The sequence below is a fragment of the Ralstonia sp. UBA689 genome (assembly GCF_002298975.1).
GTDB lineage: Bacteria > Pseudomonadota > Gammaproteobacteria > Burkholderiales > Burkholderiaceae > Ralstonia.
The window spans coordinates 25,156-41,264 of sequence record NZ_DBMV01000003.1 but is presented as its reverse complement, the minus strand read 5'-3'; the positions used below and the strand labels follow the sequence as shown (position 1 = coordinate 41,264).

General features: G+C 58.9%; 18 protein-coding genes and 5 pseudogenes. 9 read left to right on the top strand and 14 right to left on the bottom strand.

What is annotated here, in order from left to right:
* Nucleotides 1-175: 175 nt before the first annotated feature.
* Both B4F51_RS02725 and B4F51_RS02720 read left to right on the top strand, forming a co-directional pair.
* Complete coding sequence (locus B4F51_RS02725; protein WP_296223555.1) at nucleotides 176-1,210, top strand: IS110 family transposase; 1,035 nt, start codon at nucleotides 176-178, stop codon at nucleotides 1,208-1,210.
* 262 nt (nucleotides 1,211-1,472) lie between these two features.
* Nucleotides 1,473-1,853, top strand: a pseudogene (locus B4F51_RS02720) (transglutaminase-like domain-containing protein); the annotation flags it as partial.
* 15 nt (nucleotides 1,854-1,868) lie between these two features.
* Here B4F51_RS02720 and B4F51_RS02715 read toward each other — a convergent pair.
* Nucleotides 1,869-2,129, bottom strand: a complete 261-nt coding sequence (locus B4F51_RS02715) for a hypothetical protein (protein WP_296223554.1) — start codon at nucleotides 2,127-2,129, stop codon at nucleotides 1,869-1,871.
* A 510-nt stretch (nucleotides 2,130-2,639) separates the two neighbouring features.
* The gene (locus B4F51_RS02710; protein ID WP_296223553.1) at nucleotides 2,640-3,104 is read right to left on the bottom strand and encodes a hypothetical protein; all 465 of its coding nucleotides are present in this window, start codon (nucleotides 3,102-3,104) and stop codon (nucleotides 2,640-2,642) included.
* A gap of 270 nt (nucleotides 3,105-3,374) precedes the next feature.
* On the opposite strand from B4F51_RS02710, the gene B4F51_RS02705 reads away from it, so the two are divergent.
* Complete coding sequence (locus B4F51_RS02705) at nucleotides 3,375-4,664, top strand: NRAMP family divalent metal transporter (RefSeq protein WP_296223552.1); 1,290 nt, start codon at nucleotides 3,375-3,377, stop codon at nucleotides 4,662-4,664.
* A 95-nt stretch (nucleotides 4,665-4,759) separates the two neighbouring features.
* Here B4F51_RS02705 and B4F51_RS02700 read toward each other — a convergent pair whose 3' ends face one another.
* The 6 genes and pseudogenes from B4F51_RS02700 to B4F51_RS02675 all read right to left on the bottom strand — a co-directional run bounded on the left by B4F51_RS02700 (nucleotide 4,760) and on the right by B4F51_RS02675 (nucleotide 8,221).
* The gene (locus B4F51_RS02700; RefSeq protein ID WP_296223551.1) at nucleotides 4,760-4,975 is read right to left on the bottom strand and encodes a hypothetical protein; all 216 of its coding nucleotides are present in this window, start codon (nucleotides 4,973-4,975) and stop codon (nucleotides 4,760-4,762) included.
* Between the two features lie 699 nt (nucleotides 4,976-5,674).
* Nucleotides 5,675-6,562, bottom strand: a complete 888-nt coding sequence (locus B4F51_RS02695; RefSeq protein WP_296223550.1) for a slipin family protein — start codon at nucleotides 6,560-6,562, stop codon at nucleotides 5,675-5,677.
* A gap of 90 nt (nucleotides 6,563-6,652) precedes the next feature.
* Nucleotides 6,653-6,910 (bottom strand): hypothetical protein, encoded by a 258-nt coding sequence (locus B4F51_RS02690; protein ID WP_296223549.1) that lies wholly within the window; start codon nucleotides 6,908-6,910, stop codon nucleotides 6,653-6,655.
* A gap of 72 nt (nucleotides 6,911-6,982) precedes the next feature.
* Nucleotides 6,983-7,141: a DUF3309 family protein gene (locus B4F51_RS02685; protein WP_080693786.1), complete on the bottom strand. Its 159-nt coding sequence runs from the start codon at nucleotides 7,139-7,141 to the stop codon at nucleotides 6,983-6,985.
* Between the two features lie 273 nt (nucleotides 7,142-7,414).
* Nucleotides 7,415-7,609, bottom strand: a complete 195-nt coding sequence (locus B4F51_RS02680) for a hypothetical protein (RefSeq protein WP_296223548.1) — start codon at nucleotides 7,607-7,609, stop codon at nucleotides 7,415-7,417.
* A gap of 21 nt (nucleotides 7,610-7,630) precedes the next feature.
* Nucleotides 7,631-8,221 (bottom strand): annotated as a pseudogene (locus B4F51_RS02675) (BPSL1445 family SYLF domain-containing lipoprotein).
* A gap of 372 nt (nucleotides 8,222-8,593) precedes the next feature.
* On the opposite strand from B4F51_RS02675, the gene B4F51_RS02670 reads away from it, so the two are divergent.
* Nucleotides 8,594-8,776: a CsbD family protein gene (locus B4F51_RS02670; protein ID WP_296223547.1), complete on the top strand. Its 183-nt coding sequence runs from the start codon at nucleotides 8,594-8,596 to the stop codon at nucleotides 8,774-8,776.
* Between the two features lie 73 nt (nucleotides 8,777-8,849).
* Here B4F51_RS02670 and B4F51_RS02665 read toward each other — a convergent pair whose 3' ends face one another.
* From B4F51_RS02665 to B4F51_RS02655, 3 genes are all read right to left on the bottom strand, one after another.
* Complete coding sequence (locus tag B4F51_RS02665; RefSeq protein ID WP_296223546.1) at nucleotides 8,850-9,569, bottom strand: Crp/Fnr family transcriptional regulator; 720 nt, start codon at nucleotides 9,567-9,569, stop codon at nucleotides 8,850-8,852.
* Between the two features lie 78 nt (nucleotides 9,570-9,647).
* Complete coding sequence (locus B4F51_RS02660) at nucleotides 9,648-10,700, bottom strand: AI-2E family transporter (RefSeq protein ID WP_296223545.1); 1,053 nt, start codon at nucleotides 10,698-10,700, stop codon at nucleotides 9,648-9,650.
* 45 nt (nucleotides 10,701-10,745) lie between these two features.
* Nucleotides 10,746-11,267, bottom strand: a complete 522-nt coding sequence (locus B4F51_RS02655; RefSeq protein WP_296223544.1) for a hypothetical protein — start codon at nucleotides 11,265-11,267, stop codon at nucleotides 10,746-10,748.
* Nucleotides 11,268-11,645: 378 nt separating this feature from the next.
* Between B4F51_RS02655 and B4F51_RS02650 the strand changes: the two are divergent.
* Nucleotides 11,646-11,744 (top strand): annotated as a pseudogene (locus tag B4F51_RS02650) (transposase); the annotation flags it as partial.
* A 58-nt stretch (nucleotides 11,745-11,802) separates the two neighbouring features.
* Nucleotides 11,803-12,063 (top strand): annotated as a pseudogene (locus B4F51_RS02645) (transposase); the annotation flags it as partial.
* Between the two features lie 261 nt (nucleotides 12,064-12,324).
* Here the strand turns inward: B4F51_RS02645 and B4F51_RS02640 are convergent.
* From B4F51_RS02640 to B4F51_RS02630, 3 genes are all read right to left on the bottom strand, one after another.
* On the bottom strand, nucleotides 12,325-12,618 hold the full coding sequence (locus B4F51_RS02640; protein ID WP_296223543.1) for a transposase: 294 nt from the start codon (nucleotides 12,616-12,618) through the stop codon (nucleotides 12,325-12,327).
* Between the two features lie 4 nt (nucleotides 12,619-12,622).
* Nucleotides 12,623-13,378 carry a helix-turn-helix domain-containing protein gene (locus B4F51_RS02635; RefSeq protein ID WP_296223542.1) on the bottom strand — a complete coding sequence of 252 codons (756 nt, stop codon included), beginning with the start codon at nucleotides 13,376-13,378 and terminating at the stop codon, nucleotides 12,623-12,625.
* Nucleotides 13,379-13,639: 261 nt separating this feature from the next.
* Nucleotides 13,640-14,296, bottom strand: a complete 657-nt coding sequence (locus B4F51_RS02630) for a BON domain-containing protein (RefSeq protein ID WP_296223541.1) — start codon at nucleotides 14,294-14,296, stop codon at nucleotides 13,640-13,642.
* A 514-nt stretch (nucleotides 14,297-14,810) separates the two neighbouring features.
* On the opposite strand from B4F51_RS02630, the gene B4F51_RS02625 reads away from it, so the two are divergent.
* The 3 genes and pseudogenes from B4F51_RS02625 to B4F51_RS02615 all read left to right on the top strand — a co-directional run bounded on the left by B4F51_RS02625 (nucleotide 14,811) and on the right by B4F51_RS02615 (nucleotide 15,965).
* Complete coding sequence (locus B4F51_RS02625) at nucleotides 14,811-15,029, top strand: hypothetical protein (RefSeq protein ID WP_296223540.1); 219 nt, start codon at nucleotides 14,811-14,813, stop codon at nucleotides 15,027-15,029.
* Nucleotides 15,030-15,222: 193 nt separating this feature from the next.
* Nucleotides 15,223-15,504: pseudogene (locus tag B4F51_RS02620) on the top strand (hypothetical protein); the annotation flags it as partial.
* 86 nt (nucleotides 15,505-15,590) lie between these two features.
* Complete coding sequence (locus B4F51_RS02615) at nucleotides 15,591-15,965, top strand: hypothetical protein (protein ID WP_296223539.1); 375 nt, start codon at nucleotides 15,591-15,593, stop codon at nucleotides 15,963-15,965.
* Nucleotides 15,966-16,109 lie beyond the last annotated feature (144 nt).

Here is a 16,109-nt window from a genome sequence, read left to right as displayed (position 1 = left end):
GCGCGGCCTGCGCGCGATGATCTGGCGACGCAGCGCGATCGAGCCGGCCATCGGGCAATGAAGGCTGACGGCAAGCTCGACTGGAATTAATGGAATGGACGCCCCCACCCGAACCGGCATCAGTGTGCCAAAGTGGAAGTGTTATGCGACCACTTAAACGAGGAGAGCGCCCAACATGAAGATTACGACAATCGGCATCGACCTGGCGAAAACCGTCTTTGCAATTCATGGCGTGAACGAACATGGTCGAGTGGTACTGAAGAAGATGCTCAGACGTGATCAGATGGCAGCGTTCTTTGCCAACCTACCGGTGTGCCTGATCGGAATGGAGGCGTGTGGTAGCGCCCATTACTGGGCGCGCAAGCTGCAGAGCATGGGGCATACGGTGCGGCTGATCGCCCCGCAGTTCGTGAAACCGTACGTGAAGACGAACAAGAACGATGCGGCGGATGCAGAGGCGATCTGCGAGGCCGTCGCGCGACCGAACATGCGCTTCTTGCCGGTAAAGAATATGGAGCAAAAGTCGGTGCTGTCACTACATCGTGTTCGGCAAGGCTTCGTGCGGGCGCGTACCGCTCAAGCCAATCAGATCCGTGGTCTGCTGAGTGAGTTCGGGCTTGTCGTTCCACAGGGAATCACGCACATCGCCGGCAGAGTCCCGGCACTCATCGAGGATGCAGCTAACGAGTTGGCGGGATCATTTCGACTGCTGATCCAGCGCCTGATTGAACACCTCAAGGAGCTCGACCGGCAAGTCCGAGAACTCGAGATGCAGATCCAGGTCTGGCATCGAGAGAACGAAGCTAGCCGCAGGCTTGCTGGCATACCGGGCATCGGACCAGTCACGGCGAGTGCTCTGGTCGCATCCATCGGTAATGCTCGAAGCTTCGCAAATGGACGGCAACTCGCTGCCTGGCTTGGTCTGGTGCCCCGGCAAAATTCCAGCGGTGGCAAAAATGTGTTGCTGGGCATAAGCAAGAGAGGTGACAGCTATTTGCGAACGTTGCTGATCCACGGTGCTCGATCGGTTATACACGCAGCTACCCGTCGAGAACAGAAGACTGGCTGGCTGTACAACGTGCTTCAGCGACGAAATCGGAACATCGCAGCAGTGGCGCTCGCCAACAGGAATGTCCGAATCGTCTGGGCACTCTTGGTTCATGGGCGCGAATTCCAGCCCGATTACATGGCGGTACCGGTGACGGCGTGACATAGTAGCGACCCGCACCATCAGGCAAGCAGCAGGAACCTTCATCAGATTGCTCAGGCGATCATGACGTGATGGCAAGACAGGTAAGACTGTGGTCAAGAAAATCTGCTTGAGCCTGTGTGCAGAAGAGCACGCAAAATTGACGAGATCTTGACCAGCAAATTCCATCAGGGACCGCCGGCCACGCCGGACATGAAGTCCGGATGCATGGCTGCAATCTTTACCTTCACACCATCGCAATTGAGAGCTTGGCAAACCGGGGGCGTCCATGCATGAACGCAAGGGTGTGTGCCGCGACTATGCGCACCTCATGATTGCCTTGTGCCGCGCGCTGAGCATTCCCGCGCGCTTTTGCAGCAGCCTCGACTACGGTGCCGACCCCGGCTTGGGGCCGGCAGACTACCACGCGTTCGTGGAGGTGTTCGTGGGGCAGCGCTGGTACCTCGTCGATCCGTCCAACGCCGCGGTGCCCATGGAGCTCTTGCGGATCGGGACGGGGCGCGACGCAGCCGATATTCCCATCGCCATGGTCTTCGGCAACGTGACGCCATCGAGACCGCTGGTGCAGATCGAGGCCGTGGCGAGCATTGCGCCGGGGTTCAGCATGCCGGTGGACACCGCGCAAGGCATCAGCACCTGGTAACGGCGTGGCTCGGGCTCACCACTCGTCAGTGGACGGCTCCTCTTCCTGTACGCCAAGGATGACGTCGATCGCCGCCCGTCCTGCTAGCTCGCCAACGAGGTGCGCCCAGCGCCGTGAGAAAGGCCCACCGTGAACCTTGATGCGCTTACCGATGGCCGCGACGCCCACAGGCTGCGTCGGGCCCTCGATGGAAAACCACAAGTCGAACATGTCCTTGGATCGGCCCACGAGTTCCATGTGGATCTGGTAACCACGGTAGTCGATCGTACGTGTCATTGATGACGTCTCTGGTGTGTCGTGATCGTGCTCCAAGGGTGGGGCCATGCGCGACAGACGCAATGCGTTTCATGGAAAGCTCCAGGATCTTTCTGCCGCTGACTGCTGCCCTGAACCGGCAGCCGCGACCGCAACCTTGTGCGGGCAGTGATCTTCACGGTTGAGGCGTAGCGCTCAACTTTCCAGCAGCGGAATGCGAGCCTCGAACTATGGCGTTCGAATGTCCAAGGCTGAGGCGAGACCCTCGGACAGTGAAGCGTCGACTCTGCAAGCGTGAAGTGCGAAGCGTTGTCGGTGCGACTCGATGGTCCGCCCGTGACGTTTGATACCTGGCTCGTCGAAATCGATAGTCAGAGCGTCGGACGCGACTCTCAAAGCGTGAAGCTTCAGCGTCTGCGTGTCGAGCTTGACCCGCGGTGGGTGAGGTTCGGGGATTTGAGGGTGGAGCCGATCGCTCTTGCAGCGTGCCACGCGAAGCAGAAGTTGACCGAGGGGGGGCTGCAACGGGCGTCACCCTGCAAAGGACTTGGCAAGGCATTCCACGACCAGGTCACGCAGAGTGTTCGCGGCAAGCTCCCGCAGATCAAAGGTTGTTTCCGAGCTGGATACCATACCACTATGGTTGGAAACGACCATGTGCGCGTGAATCTTCTGGTCCAGTGCGTCGCCGATCAGGGTGATCTTCGGGTATTGGGCGGCCCGTTCCGAAAGAGATGCCGGCTGTTCTTTGGCGTCGGGAAACACATGGAGCGTCGCGCTGAGGGCGGTCATCTCGACCTTGAAGCCGTGGCCGCGTTTTTGCAGGTGTGCGCCGATATCCTCAAACACAGGATGCACTGTCTTCGTCCGGAACGCCGCAAACTCGGCCCGGAATGTTTCCGCTGCACTCTGCTTGTCTGCAGCCTCTTCCTTGTCCTCGGCTTTGCGCTTTTCGAAGGCATTCAGTGCGGCATCAAGCTTGTCGTAAGCGCCCATGTTGTCTCTCGGTAGAGAAGCGGTGGCGTCCAGAGCGCGCGCCCGTTCCTAGTAAAGAATAGTGGGATTAGATGCGCGTTCCAAGCGCCATATCGCAGACAATGTCGGAAGCAAGACCACAGTCCGGCGATGCTGCGCATCACCTCCGCTTGTCTGGGGAAACCCCCATACGCTGATACATGAGCAAGACGCAAGCCGCCCCAGGATCCGGTACCAGAACATCGCGACGATCAACTCCAGCCCAGCGCTGGTGGACGAGAGGAAGCAAAAATGGACGGCAACGGAGAGGCCCGGCCCAATCTGTATCGCGCTTTGCGGGCGCGCTTGAATGCACATCCGTTGTCCCATGTCGGGCCCGGGCTGATCACGGGCGTAGCCGACGACGATCCGAGCGGAATCGCGACCTATTCGCAGGCGGGGGCACAGTTTGGCCTGGAGATGCTGTGGACGATGCCGCTCACGTTTCCGTTGATGGCGGCCATGCAGTCCATGTGCGCAAACATGGGACGCGTCACGGGGAAGGGACTTGCGGCCAATATCAAGGACGTCTTCCCGCCGATTGTGTTGCGCGTCGTCGTGTTGCTGTTGCTGATCGCCAATACGCTGAATATTGCCGCTGACGTTGCGGCGATGGGCGAGGTCGCTGAACTCGTTTCCGGGACCGACCGTCATGTCATGACGGCGTTGGTGGTGTTCGGCACCCTGGCACTGCAGATATTCGTTCCTTACCACCGATACGTATTCTTTCTAAAGTGGCTGACAGCGTCTTTGCTGGCGTATGCCGCAGTCTTGTTTACCGTACACGTGCCGTGGAGCCGCGTGGCGCTGCACACGGTGTGGCCCACTGTCAGGCTCGATGCCAGTGCCGCGTCCATGGTGGTTGCCGTGTTCGGTACCACCATCAGCCCCTACCTCTTCTTTTGGCAGGCCTCCGAAGAGGTTGAAGATATGCGTACGCGCCCGTCGTTGAAAGCCGATGGAGCCAAGGCCCGCACCGAGCTCCGTCGCATTCGCTGGGACACCTGGAGCGGCATGCTTTACTCCAATGCGACCGCCTATTTCATCATCCTGGCTACAGGCGTGACCTTGCATGTTTCTGGCGTGACCGACATCACGACCGCGGCGCAGGCGGCCAGTGCATTGCGACCGCTTGCAGGAGACTTTGCGTACGTGCTGTTCACCGTCGGGATCCTGGGGGTGGGGCTGATCGGTGTGCCTGTGCTCGCAGGCTCAGGCGCCTATGCCCTCTCCGAAGCGATGGGCTGGAAGGAAGGGCTGGAGCGCAAGGTGAGCGACGCCCGTGGCTTCTACAGCATCATCGCCTTGAGCGTACTCGCAGGGCTGGCAATCCAGTACTCGCCGATCCGACCGATGAAGGCGCTTTTCTGGAGCGCGGTCATCAATGGTGTGGTGGCGGTCCCGCTGATGGCGGTCATTATCCTGCTCGTGTCGAAGCCCGCGGTGATGGGTCCCTATACCGCAAGCCGGACATTGATCGTCTTGGGTTGGTCTGCTACGGCAATCATGGGTGCTGCCGCCATGGCGATGTTTCTGCTGTAGGTATCGGCACGCAGGCAGGGTGCCTGCATGCCGATGTTGACGTCATGCAACGGTGCGGCGGCGTAGTCCCCTCGGATGGCACCGCCTTGTCTCCTTCACAAGGCGAGCTCCGCGCATTGTTGCCCCAGGAGTATCCCGGCGCTGAATGCCAGGCCGGAGGAAACGAATCCCTCCGGGATGGCAGCCGCTTCCCAGTCGGTGCCGCCTCCTTCACTGGACGTGAAGCGATACTCTGAAAACCATCGCCGGTCACTACGCTGCAGTGTGCGGATTTCAAGCGTTCCGTTTGGGAGGTCGAGCGAACTGATCATAGATATCCTCGTTGCGGTTACCTCGGTATGTCGGAAAGTGCCGATTCACTGTTATTGGAGACTGCAGCGTAAGGTCGGGGCGAAACGTCGTCGGCTCGGTACCGTACAGATCTCGGCCCGTATGTACGGTGAATCACGCAGTCGGTCCGCCGCTTGACCTCAGCGGTTGCGCACCTGGGCAGGTGACGACTGCGTCTGCCACCGTACCGACACACGTCACGCGAGCGAGGATCCTGCTTGTCGGGACGTCCGCGCGACAGTCACGCTCACGTGCTGACGCAGGGATGCCCCGATGGGCTGTACGCCGCTTGTGGTCCGTACAGAAAATTCAAGTCCTGGTTTTGCGTTCTCCGCAACAGCACGCGGTGGTTTGCGATCGGGGCGGAGGTGCACAAAATGCGCAGCAATCGGATAACACGACTGTGCGGCGCGATGCTGGTGGTCGTGACGCTCGCGGGTGGGTGTGCCGGGATGTCCCGGCGAGGTACGGACACTGCAATCGGCGTCGGTGTCGGTGGTGTGGCAGGCGCTGTCTTGACAGGCGGTAGTGCAGTAGGGACAGTGGGCGGCGCAGTCGTCGGTGGCGTCGTTGGCAATCAGGTTGGGAAATGATTGCGGACAGGGAAGGCGAAGCGGCATGCCCACACTAATGGGGCATGCCGCTTTCCAACCCGTTCTCATGAATCGAAGGCGTATGGCTTAAGCGGCGGCCGCAGCCGCAGCCGTCTTGAGTGGCAGGACAGCGCTGGTCTGCTCCGTGCTGCCGGAAACCCCAAAGGCAACCGCAACGGGATTCATGCTGTCGACCATTGAAGTCGGCATCAGGATCGTGGCGCCACGCTCTTTGGTGGTCTCGTAGATGATGTTCATGGCACGCAGTTGCAGCGCTTGCGGATGGTCTTCGTACATGCCCGCAGCCTCGACGAACTTGGCGGCGATGGCCGCTTCCGCAGAACCCAGGATGACGCGGGCCTGTTTCTCGCGTTCGGCCTGTGCCTGCCGGGACATTGCGTCCTGCAGCGCCACGGGGATGGCCACGTCGCGCACTTCGACTGACGATACGGTCACGCCCCATGCTGCAGTCTTCTTGCCGATCTCGGCGCGCAGTTGCTCGTCTGCCGCTTTCCGTTCGGATAGCAGTGCCGACAGCATCGAGGCGCCAATCATTTCACGTAACGACGTCTGAGCGACGCGGTCGATCGCCTCGCGGTAGTCGGTAATGGCCAGCGCGGCCTTCTGCGCATCGTGAACGTGCCAGAAGATGATCGCGTCGACATTGACCGGCACGGTGTCTTTCGTCAATGCTTGCTCGGCATTGAATCCGGTGGTTTGGATGCGCTCGTCAATCACCGCGGTAACACTGTCTACGATCGGCAAGATCACGAACAGCCCGGGCCCTTTCACGCTTTGCAGCTTGCCTGCGCGCAGGATGACGAACTTCTGCCAGGCGTTTGCCATCTTGAGTGTCGATGCGACGAGGATCGCAGCAATCACAAACACGGGCGCCAGCAGAACCGATATGAACATGCCGGCAGCGCCCCCCACAACCAGGAGAAGGACAACGATGAATGCGGTGATGGGATTCATATGGCGCCTCGTCAGCAAGTGGCAGTGCAAAGGATGAGAGACCAGACCAGGTTTCTGAAGACGGCCGCTCGAAATGTCTGCGTAATGTCTTTATCCGAAGACGTGTGACCGGATGTCGTCTTCAAAATCGACTGTCCATTCAGGGCCATGGGCACCGTCGTATTCCCGCATGGTCTTGCCCATCCGAACGATGACGCTACGGTCCAGCGCCTCGGAAGGGGAGTCGCACGAGAAGTGTTCGGTGGAGGACACCTCAAATCCGTCTGGCGCGAGGCCGTTGCGCAGGCACACCTCGCGAAATGCATCGCGCTCCCCTTCTGGGAATTGGAGAATGGTTTGATCGAACATCACGTTGTCCTCATTCTTCTGGTGTGCCACCGCCTGTGCTTTAGGGCCTTAGGGCGGGTCGCATCATGGGCTTTAAAGTCGGCCCATGAGCAAGAGTACGAGAACGATGAGCAGAACCACGCCGAGCGCACCGCTTGGCGCGTAGCCCCACCCGTTACTGTAGGACCACCTTGGGAATGCCCCAACCAACAAAACGGCTAAGACAATGAGAAGTACGAGTCCGAGAGACATGATGTCCTCCTTGTTTTGTAGATTCCCCCCTACTCCGTGTGCCCGAGCCAGGCAAAAAGCGCCCCACGGTTGTTTCATCATGAGGTTGACGCGCGAAGTTTCCTGGGTGTTGCCCGAGCGAATTAAGCGTCTCTCATCATCTCGAAGAATAGAGTAGTGCCGGTCTGAAAACGGTCCGGTAGCGTACGCACTGGCATGTCAAATGCATGTCTCGCGCGGGGCGCAAAGCGGCGATCGCCCCCTGGTCAGCGGGAGCTGCAAATAACGGCTTCGCTAACGATGATCACGGTCTCCTCTATCACCGTGGGCATCCTCGTAGCCGCCGTGGCGATTACCTTCGTAACCGCCGCGGTGGTCACGTTCATAGCCACCCTGCGGGCCGTCGTTGTAGCCGTCGTCAGGAACCCAGAGGCAACCGGCCAACGAGGTAATACATATCCCCAACACCGTATAGATAATGGCGCGCATGACGGCCTCCTTGGGGTTGCACTACAGAGATTTGAGTTTGGTGACTTTCGTGCCCTCGAGCGTCACGCGTGCCATCAACCCACTGTTTGTGAGAACGAATGCCTCAATTGGTCCCGTCGTGGTCGAACTGTCGATGTTGTCGTTGGCACACATTTTCAGGACGGCAACCGATGCGTCACCGCCCGCGGACTACCCTTCGCTATTGCGAAGTCGGTCGAGAGCCTCCTGTGTCAAGAAGAGGAAAATGATTGCTTTCGATTGGGCGCCAATCTGCAATCCAATCGATGCCGTTGTCGTGCTGTAGTACCCAGACGTTCCTCCGCCCACGCGCAATGCCTCCTCACCATACTGGCCGCCCATGCTAAATCCGGCGGCAATGACCGATGGAAACACCAATACGCCACGGGCCTTGCCGACCAGTTCGCGAGACCCGCTGGCCGTGGTATGGAGACGTGCAAGCGTCGAGTCGGCGGCTGTATTGATCGAGTGTCGCTTGTCGGCTTGATGGGCGACCGAGTCAGCCGTTCCGGCCGTTGTACAGTCGGGAGTCATGAGTCCGAAGACTGCGGCAAAAGCCATCGCCGTCATTGCTGGGAGATGCTCTTTTCGCATCTCTGCCTCCATCGTGGACGAGCTATCTTCAGCGTACGTCAATGCGGAGTGCGCTACGGTACGACAGCGTGCGGAGAAGCGGGGCGGGGTGAGAAGCGTCAGGGATGGCGGTTCGCTATGCTCGGGCGGATCCGGTACATCGCAGCTTGCGACGCGGTTCAGCGAATTTGCGTGGGCGATTGCACCGTCCCCCTCGCGTTAGTTCACTACCGTACAGACGGCACTGCGTCTGCGGAGAAATCATGCGCTTTCGTTGGGCAAGGTCTTGTCTTGGTATGCGCATCGCCGGGTAAGGAAATGGTCCGAGCGCGGCGCGTCAAGGCACGACATCCCCCACGACCAACTGAGCGCCGAAAGCGTAGGAGCATTGTCATGAACAAGGATCAAGTGAAGGGCCGTCTTGAGGAAGCGAAGGGCAAGTTGACTGAAGCCGTTGGCAAGGTCACCGGAAAGGACGCCACGGCAGCGAAAGGAAAGGTCGAACAGATTGCCGGGAAGTCGCAGGCCGCGTATGGCGACGCCAAGGAAGCGCTCAAGAAGCAGCCGAAGCCTTGAGCGAACGTCGCGCCCATCGCTGACATGCCGACCCGCCGAATGCGGGCGCCACACCGGGGGGATGGGAGGAAGGTCAGAGCGCCTCGAGGTCTGGAAGCAGGCGATCAAACTCGCGCTTGACTACGGCATAGCATTCGCAGACGCGACGCTCGAGGCCGGGGCGATCCAGGACTTCGATGGTTCCGTGGCTATAACGGATCAACCCGGCGGTCTGCAGCTTCAGCGCGGCTTCGGTGACACCGGACCTGCGCACCCCCAGCATGTTGGCGATCAGCTCCTGGGTCATGCGCAGCTCGTTGGAGGGCAAGCGGTCCAGGCTCAGGAGGAGCCAGCGACACAGTTGCTGGTCGATCGAGTGGTGCCGATTGCAGACAGCGGTCTGGGCCATCTGTGTAATGAGTGCCTGGGTATAGCGCAACAACAGGCGCTGCATGGCGCCGGCGCGGGCAAACTCCTGCTTGAGAGCGCGGGCACTGAGGCGGTAAGTGCCGCCCGCACTCTGAACCACGGCACGGCTGGGGGTGGTTTCACCGCCCATGAAGATGGCGATGCCCACCATGCCCTCGTTGCCGACGATCGCGATCTCGCCCGATGAGCCGTCCTCCATGACATAGAGCAGGGACACGATGGACGTGACGGGAAAGTAGACGTATTCGGGGCGGTCGCCCGATTCATAAACGACGTGCCCGAGCGGCATGTCGACCCAAACAAGCTCCGGCGCGATTCTCGCCCATTCCGCTGGCGGCAGCACGGATAGCAGACGGTTTAGCTTCGGATTCGGTAGAGCTTTCATGGCCGCCTCCTTTCCAGTGGTGGTGTGGTATCCGGGCCGTCATTTCCCCGGGCTGCTGAGCATGGTGGCGGCTGCGCATCAGTGCGCCTCGTGGCCCAGGCAATGTGCCGCCCAAGCGCGCGACAGCACAATCTTGAGCGCGGCGATGACGGGCACCGACAGGAAAATGCCCGCAACGCCGCCCAACTGCTCGCCTGCAAGCAACCCCACAATGATGAGGAGCGGACTGACCTTGACTCCTTCGCTCATCAGGTAGGGATTCAGCACGTAGTCCTGGAATAGGCGGTAGACCACGATGAATCCGATCAGCCAGAACAAGTGCGGATACCCGCTGAACACGGCGACGGTGACGATCGCCACCACGGCGGCCAATGGCCCGGCAAACGGAATGAACTCCAACACCGAGGCGGTGGTTGCCAGCAACAGCGGATATGGCACGCTCAGCAGGTAAAAGGCGATGCTGTAAAAAACCAGCGTGGCAAGCGACAAGAGCAACAGTGCACGCACGTAGCGCGACAGGAGCGTGTCCAGATCGTCGATGATGTTTCCCCACAGGCGCTTGTCCGAGGACTGTATCCATGAAAGCAGCGCGGCGTGGATCGAGGGCGCTTCATTGATCATCAGAAAACTCATGATGGGGATGAGCACAAGATAGACGAGATTGCTGGCTGCGCGCATGACACCCAGGCCGATATTGCGAACCAGCGGCATGGCCTGGTTCGAGCTTGTCGAGAGCTGCTCGCGGATGAATTCCAGAATGCGCGCGCGCAGCGGCTCCAGGAAGCTCGGCAGGGTAAGGCGATCTGCCATGGTGCTGGTATCGAGCAGCTTCGGGAGTTGATCGGCAAGCCGTCCCGCTTCCTCCTGCACCGTCACGCCAAACACCGAGCCAGCCACGATGGCCACCACCACGACGAGGATGAACACGATACCGATCGATACGCTGCGCGGCACCTGTCTCGGCATGCGCCGTTCCACTTTTTCGATCAGCGGGTACAGCAGGTAGCTGAAGAAGACGGCAAATACCGTGACCAGCAGCACGGACGCGATCTTGCAGATGATCAATACTGCCAGCGCAAAGAGAAAAACGGTCCAGACGATTCTTCCGGTGCGTGGGTCAAATCCGAGCATGACGATCCTCCCCGTCGGAGTGATGGCACGGCGAGCCCCGGTTGACTAGATCTGGCTCACGTGTGCCGCGATGCTGTGACTGGTTTTGGTGATTGCCGCTTGGACTTTCTCCAGGGTGTCGAAGAACTCGCTGAAATGCGTGGCGTCCATACGGTGATGCGTGGCAATTGCATTGGCCAGTTGCTCTCTGAACTGACGGATGCTGGCGAGCAACGCAATGACATCGCGCACCAGTTCTGGGGTACTGAGGTTGTGCAGTTGAATGGCCGCGATCGCGGCCTCCAGCTCATCGATTGCGCGAATGTCGAAAGGCTTCTCTCCTGCAGCGATCGCACTCACGGCCTGCTTGTCGGGTAGCTCGCTCATAACGGTTCGTACCAGCGCCTCTGCTGCCATGGCAATTTCGCTCACCGCGTTGGCCACCGTGCGCCTCTCCGTGCGCCGTTCGCTGCGCTGAAGCAACCAGCCTGCCAGCCACGTTCCCGCAATCGCAACAATGATTGCCGCTGCCTGGACCCACGCAGCCAAGGCGGGGTGTTTTTCGATCCAATCCAGAAGGCTGCTCATGAGGGATATCTACCCGGTGGCGAGGCTCACAGTGCTTCCAGTGGCTTTTCACCACTGGCGCTTGCTCAAGTTATCTAACATCCGGCGCCTGTTTGCACCCTTTATATGGCATTCGTTGAGCCGACTCAGCCGTCTTGTTGAGGCGGTCTAGCCAAGGAGAACGCAATATCCACTCCAGTGTGATGGGGGGAACGCTTCGTACCTTTGCTTTGCGTTCAATCAGACTGGCGCGATGGCTCGGCAGCGCCCAGGGCGACGGGGCCAAGGAATCAGAATCCCGGCATCAGCCCGTTGGCTATGATTCCTCCGCTGACCTGCCCCCAATAAACCGGTCCACCAGGAAGCTAATAGAGTCCGTTTTCGAAGAGGAGGACGGACATGAAGGAGAGGTTTACGGAAGAGCAAATCATCGGGTTCCTGAAGGAAACCGAGGCCAGCGTGGCGGTCAAGGAGCTGTGCAGGAAGCATGGTTTGACCTTGCCCCCGCGAAACGAATCCCTTGCTGAGTCGATAAATTCAAGCAAGGAGAGAAGCAATGACAAGCAAGGCAAAGCGTGCGCGGTACACGCTCGAATTCAAGCTCGAAGCGGTGCGGCTGGTTAAGGCTGGGCAAAGCATGGCGGCGGTGTGCGCCACGCTAGGCGTGGCGGACCAGACGATATTCAACTGGGTCAAGGCTGAGCGGGAGGGGCGGCTGACTGGCGTGGATACGAAGCCGGTGAGCCCTGAGCAGATGGAGCTGGCCCGCTTGCGAGCGGAAGTGGCGCGCCTGAAGATGGAGCGCGACATTCTAAAAAATGTGTGGTCTGCCCCGATTTTGCAAGCTGTCTTTGCCGACGTCAGAAGCACGTTTTGCGTCAATGTATCCGGCCTACGCTTGGGAACGATGGTCCCTGGCCTTGATGGAATCCGCGCGCGCCTTGCCTCATAAAGCGTTCAGTCACGAGGGACTGCTTTTTTAGCCAGGCTTAAGGTGCGCCGGTCAACGGTTCTGTCATCAACAATCGCGGCTCGCAAAAACAAGACAGTGTTGCTTCCTTCGGAGGTTCGATGGTGCTCAGGCTGTCATCGGTGCATTCGGAAACGGTCGGTACGGTTCACCGCTGACGAGCACCTTCCAGCAAATGCGGGCGATCTTGTTCGCCAGAGCAATCAGCGCGACATGTGGATGGCTACGCTTCTCGGCTTCCTGAAGCCATTGCCCCATGTGAGATCGCTCACGCTTCATGTGGATCATCAGTGCACGCGCACCCTGGATCAGAAGCATGCGCAAGTAGCTGTTGCCTCGCTTGCTGATGCCGCCGGATCGAACAACCTCGGCACTGCTGAATTGCCCATGTCTGCATCTCACCCTCCTACACGCGGTTGAGGCTGGCGAAATCGAGAATATAAATTCTCTTGCCCTGCATCGAGACAATCCCGCTCGATTGAAGCTTCGAAAACGCCCGGCTGGTTGTCTCTAGCGTCACGCCGAGATAGGAGCCAATCTCCCCCCGACTCATCTGCAGATTGAACTCAACCGGTGAATAACCACGAGCCTCAAAGCGGCCTGACATGTCGAGTAGGAACGCCGCAAGACGTTGATCAACCGACATCGTGCCGAGAAGCAGCAGCAGCCTGGATTCCCGCACGATTTCGCTGCTCATCGCCCGATGCACAAGTTGCCGAATCGTCCTCACCTCACTGGACAGGTGTTCTAAAAGCTTGAAGGGAATAATGCGAACACAGCTGTCTTCAATCGCGACCGCCTCACATCTGTGATGGTCAGCGAAAACGCCATCAAGACCAAGCGTGTCCCCAACGAGATGAAACCCCGTAACATGCGGGAAGCCGCTGACGAGCATAACGGCCGTCTTGAATGTCCCTGCATGGATCGCGTAGATGCTGCCGAACGGATCGTTCTCTCGGTAGAGTGCAGAGCCCTTCTTGACTATCCGCATCGATGAGGTGACTGAATCGATGCACGCAAGGTCCGCAGTCGTCGAAAGGCCCATCGGCATGCTTGCCGAGCGCATTGCAGCCCCAGTGGCACGTAAGCGCGTACGTGAAGGGGAAAGCGTGAAGCCGGACTCGTTGCCGGGGTGCAACAACTTATCGACACCGACTTCCATGTTTGCACTCCCGAAATCTCCACAGGACGGGGCATCCGGCGGGCTTGATGATCAAGGGCAAACTTAGAATGATGATCGGCGTGCAAAGGCCGAATACGATTCGTTCGATAGCAACTCGAAGACCCTGCCTAACTTTTTATACGTGCCGCGATTCATCGAGTCAATCAATGAATTGTGCGCCATAGCCCCCTGGTCACGAAGGTTGCCTTGGCATTTGGGGGCAGTTACCTTACGCGCCTGGCGAGGCTATGGTATTGGCACTCATCCATCGTAACGCACTGATAGGTGGTTTTCGACCGCGTTCACGCTCGGCGCAGACCAGGCTGCCGCCTCCGCTTCGTCTCGTTCGGCCATGGATCGGACAGTCCCCTCGAGCGTCGCAATATGATTATGCACTCTCACAGAGATATGGCCGGCATCGATACGTGCGTTGTGCGCCAGCGACTCGGCAATCCTGTCGCTAACATCTTGTGCGTCTGAATGGTTTTCAACCACGATAGAGTCTCTTACACCTTTGACCCCAGGCAGGTATCGAACAGCGTCGGCAGCGGCGTCCTTCTGATAGTGCCATTGCACTGTCCCTTCCAGAGTGATCCAGCCATTGCTGACGATCGGCCTGATCTTGTCTTTGGGAACGGCAACGTGCCATCTGAGTGAGTTCAATGCCATTTCCGCCAGATCGGTGTCATCGAGGGTCGCACCGCTAAGAGTCACGTCCAGATTCTCTGCAATCCCCGTGACGCCCAAGATGCGCTTGACATCCTTGATTGCTTGCCATTTATCGAAGTACGTTGGCACTTCACCAGTGAGTGTTACCACACCGTTCTTCGCAAACACCGCGATCTTACTGTGGTCAACTTGCGGATCCCACGCGAGTTGTCTCTCCACATCTTGGCGCAGTTCGAGATCGGTCATCATGCTCACTCCTGTATTGGGCCCTCTTCAAGAAAGGGGGACATAAAAAAGCTAGCTTCCAGGGAGGTTTTTGCATTGATGGGGATCAAGCAATCGCACGGTTGAGGTTCGTCGCAGGTGTCGTGGTTTTCCCATCTTCTCCCCTCGTCCGATATGCAGCCTACCTCGGGGGGCATGGAGGATGACCTTGGCCGACACGCCCGACGGGTTCTGTCGCTCCTCTTCGCCTTTCGGTTTGACTCGCCCCGCCACGGAGAGCGCACAACATGTTGTGCGGTACTTTGAAAAATAGTGATATCGCCGTGCAATTATGGGAGTACAGTGAGTCGCCGACCACAGCGCGCCGGTTCTTGCATCCGTTTATATAAGAGCATTTCTATCCGCACTTGCGATTAAAGCGCTTGATGACGCTTCCTGCGCTGGATCAAGTCCTGCACGCTGTCATCCTCGCCAGTTCCGCACACGGACGCTTGCCTGTTGATGCTCCGACTCGCGATGTCAGTTGTGGAGATCCGTGATGCTCAACCTTGTCGTGTTTACCAAGCCGGTGCTCGATGAAATTACCGGGCAGGATGTACGGACCTGGAATTCCGGTCCGAGTGTGCTGGCGGCAAACTGGCAGGTACCAGAATTTGGCGGCCGCATCTGGCGAGTGAGGACGTTCACGATTGCATTCACGCACGATGTCATGAATCAGCTGCTGCACGCGGCTCGGCAAGATCTTTGTCAGCTCTAATGCATGCTTGACCGCGTACTACGGGCGCGTCTGGGCATGCAGGTCCAGACGGACCTGAGTGATCGGCCGCTTGTCATTGCCGTCGATCATTTGGGGGGATTCGTAGCTGCCCGGTCCACTCAGCAAGATGGCCATTCACAGTCGCTGTTGGCGCGTTACCGGGAATCGATCGCGCCCACCATCAGTTCGAGCGATGGATGCAAGCCCGTCAGCCACGTACAAAGGTTTCGACCCGTATCCATTTGTGCACAGAACCGAAGCCGTCCAGTCATGGCCGCGAAAGTGCCCCGACCACACATTCAACGCGTCCGTGATGATCTGCCGCGAAGCTCATCAGCCTGGAACAGAGCACTCACGCGTTTTCTGCGTGACGCTTGCCGCTTGGGAGAACGTCGGTACGGCGAAGCGGGGAGCGCTGAAGTTTGGCGAAGAAGTCATCAATGATCTGGTGCCGGGCGAGTCGGTGGCGTCGCTGTATCGGGCGCGACATGTTTCTGTAGCCGTGCTTTTTGATATTGCTTTGGCGAGGCGTGTTGCTCGCATGACCAGCCAGGAAACAATATGACGCAAGCGTCTAACAAGACGAGCTTTCTCTGCACACTCCCCGGAGTGGCAGAAGGCATGCCGTATTCCATTACTGTGGGCTTTATCTGCGATGGGCAACCAAACTGTGTGCAGTTCACCAGTTTCGTAGGTGAAGGAAGACGGTCCTTCAGGGTGCTGGCGAGCGCGTCAGATATGCAATCCGCTTCTACGCGCAGCGTTGAAAACTTTTGTCGCTTGGCGATCGGACAAGTGATTCGGGACAGCCTCTATGCTAAGACTCTCGCGGGTGACCATATTCTCGACATCTGCGCACAGCCCTGGGAGGGCGAGCTCAGGCTGGCGGGATCGAGGGGCTCGAAAAGGCCGCTGCGCGCGCACTCGCTTGGCTGAGCGCGGATTCTCAGCCCAATGGCTACTGCAGACGCCCAGTGGAGTCGGAGAACGTGCAACGTGTGCCAGGAATCCTGCCGTGGAACGGGCCGTCGACGAATGGAGATCGACGTCAATTGACCGAGCTACAAGACGCGCGATGCG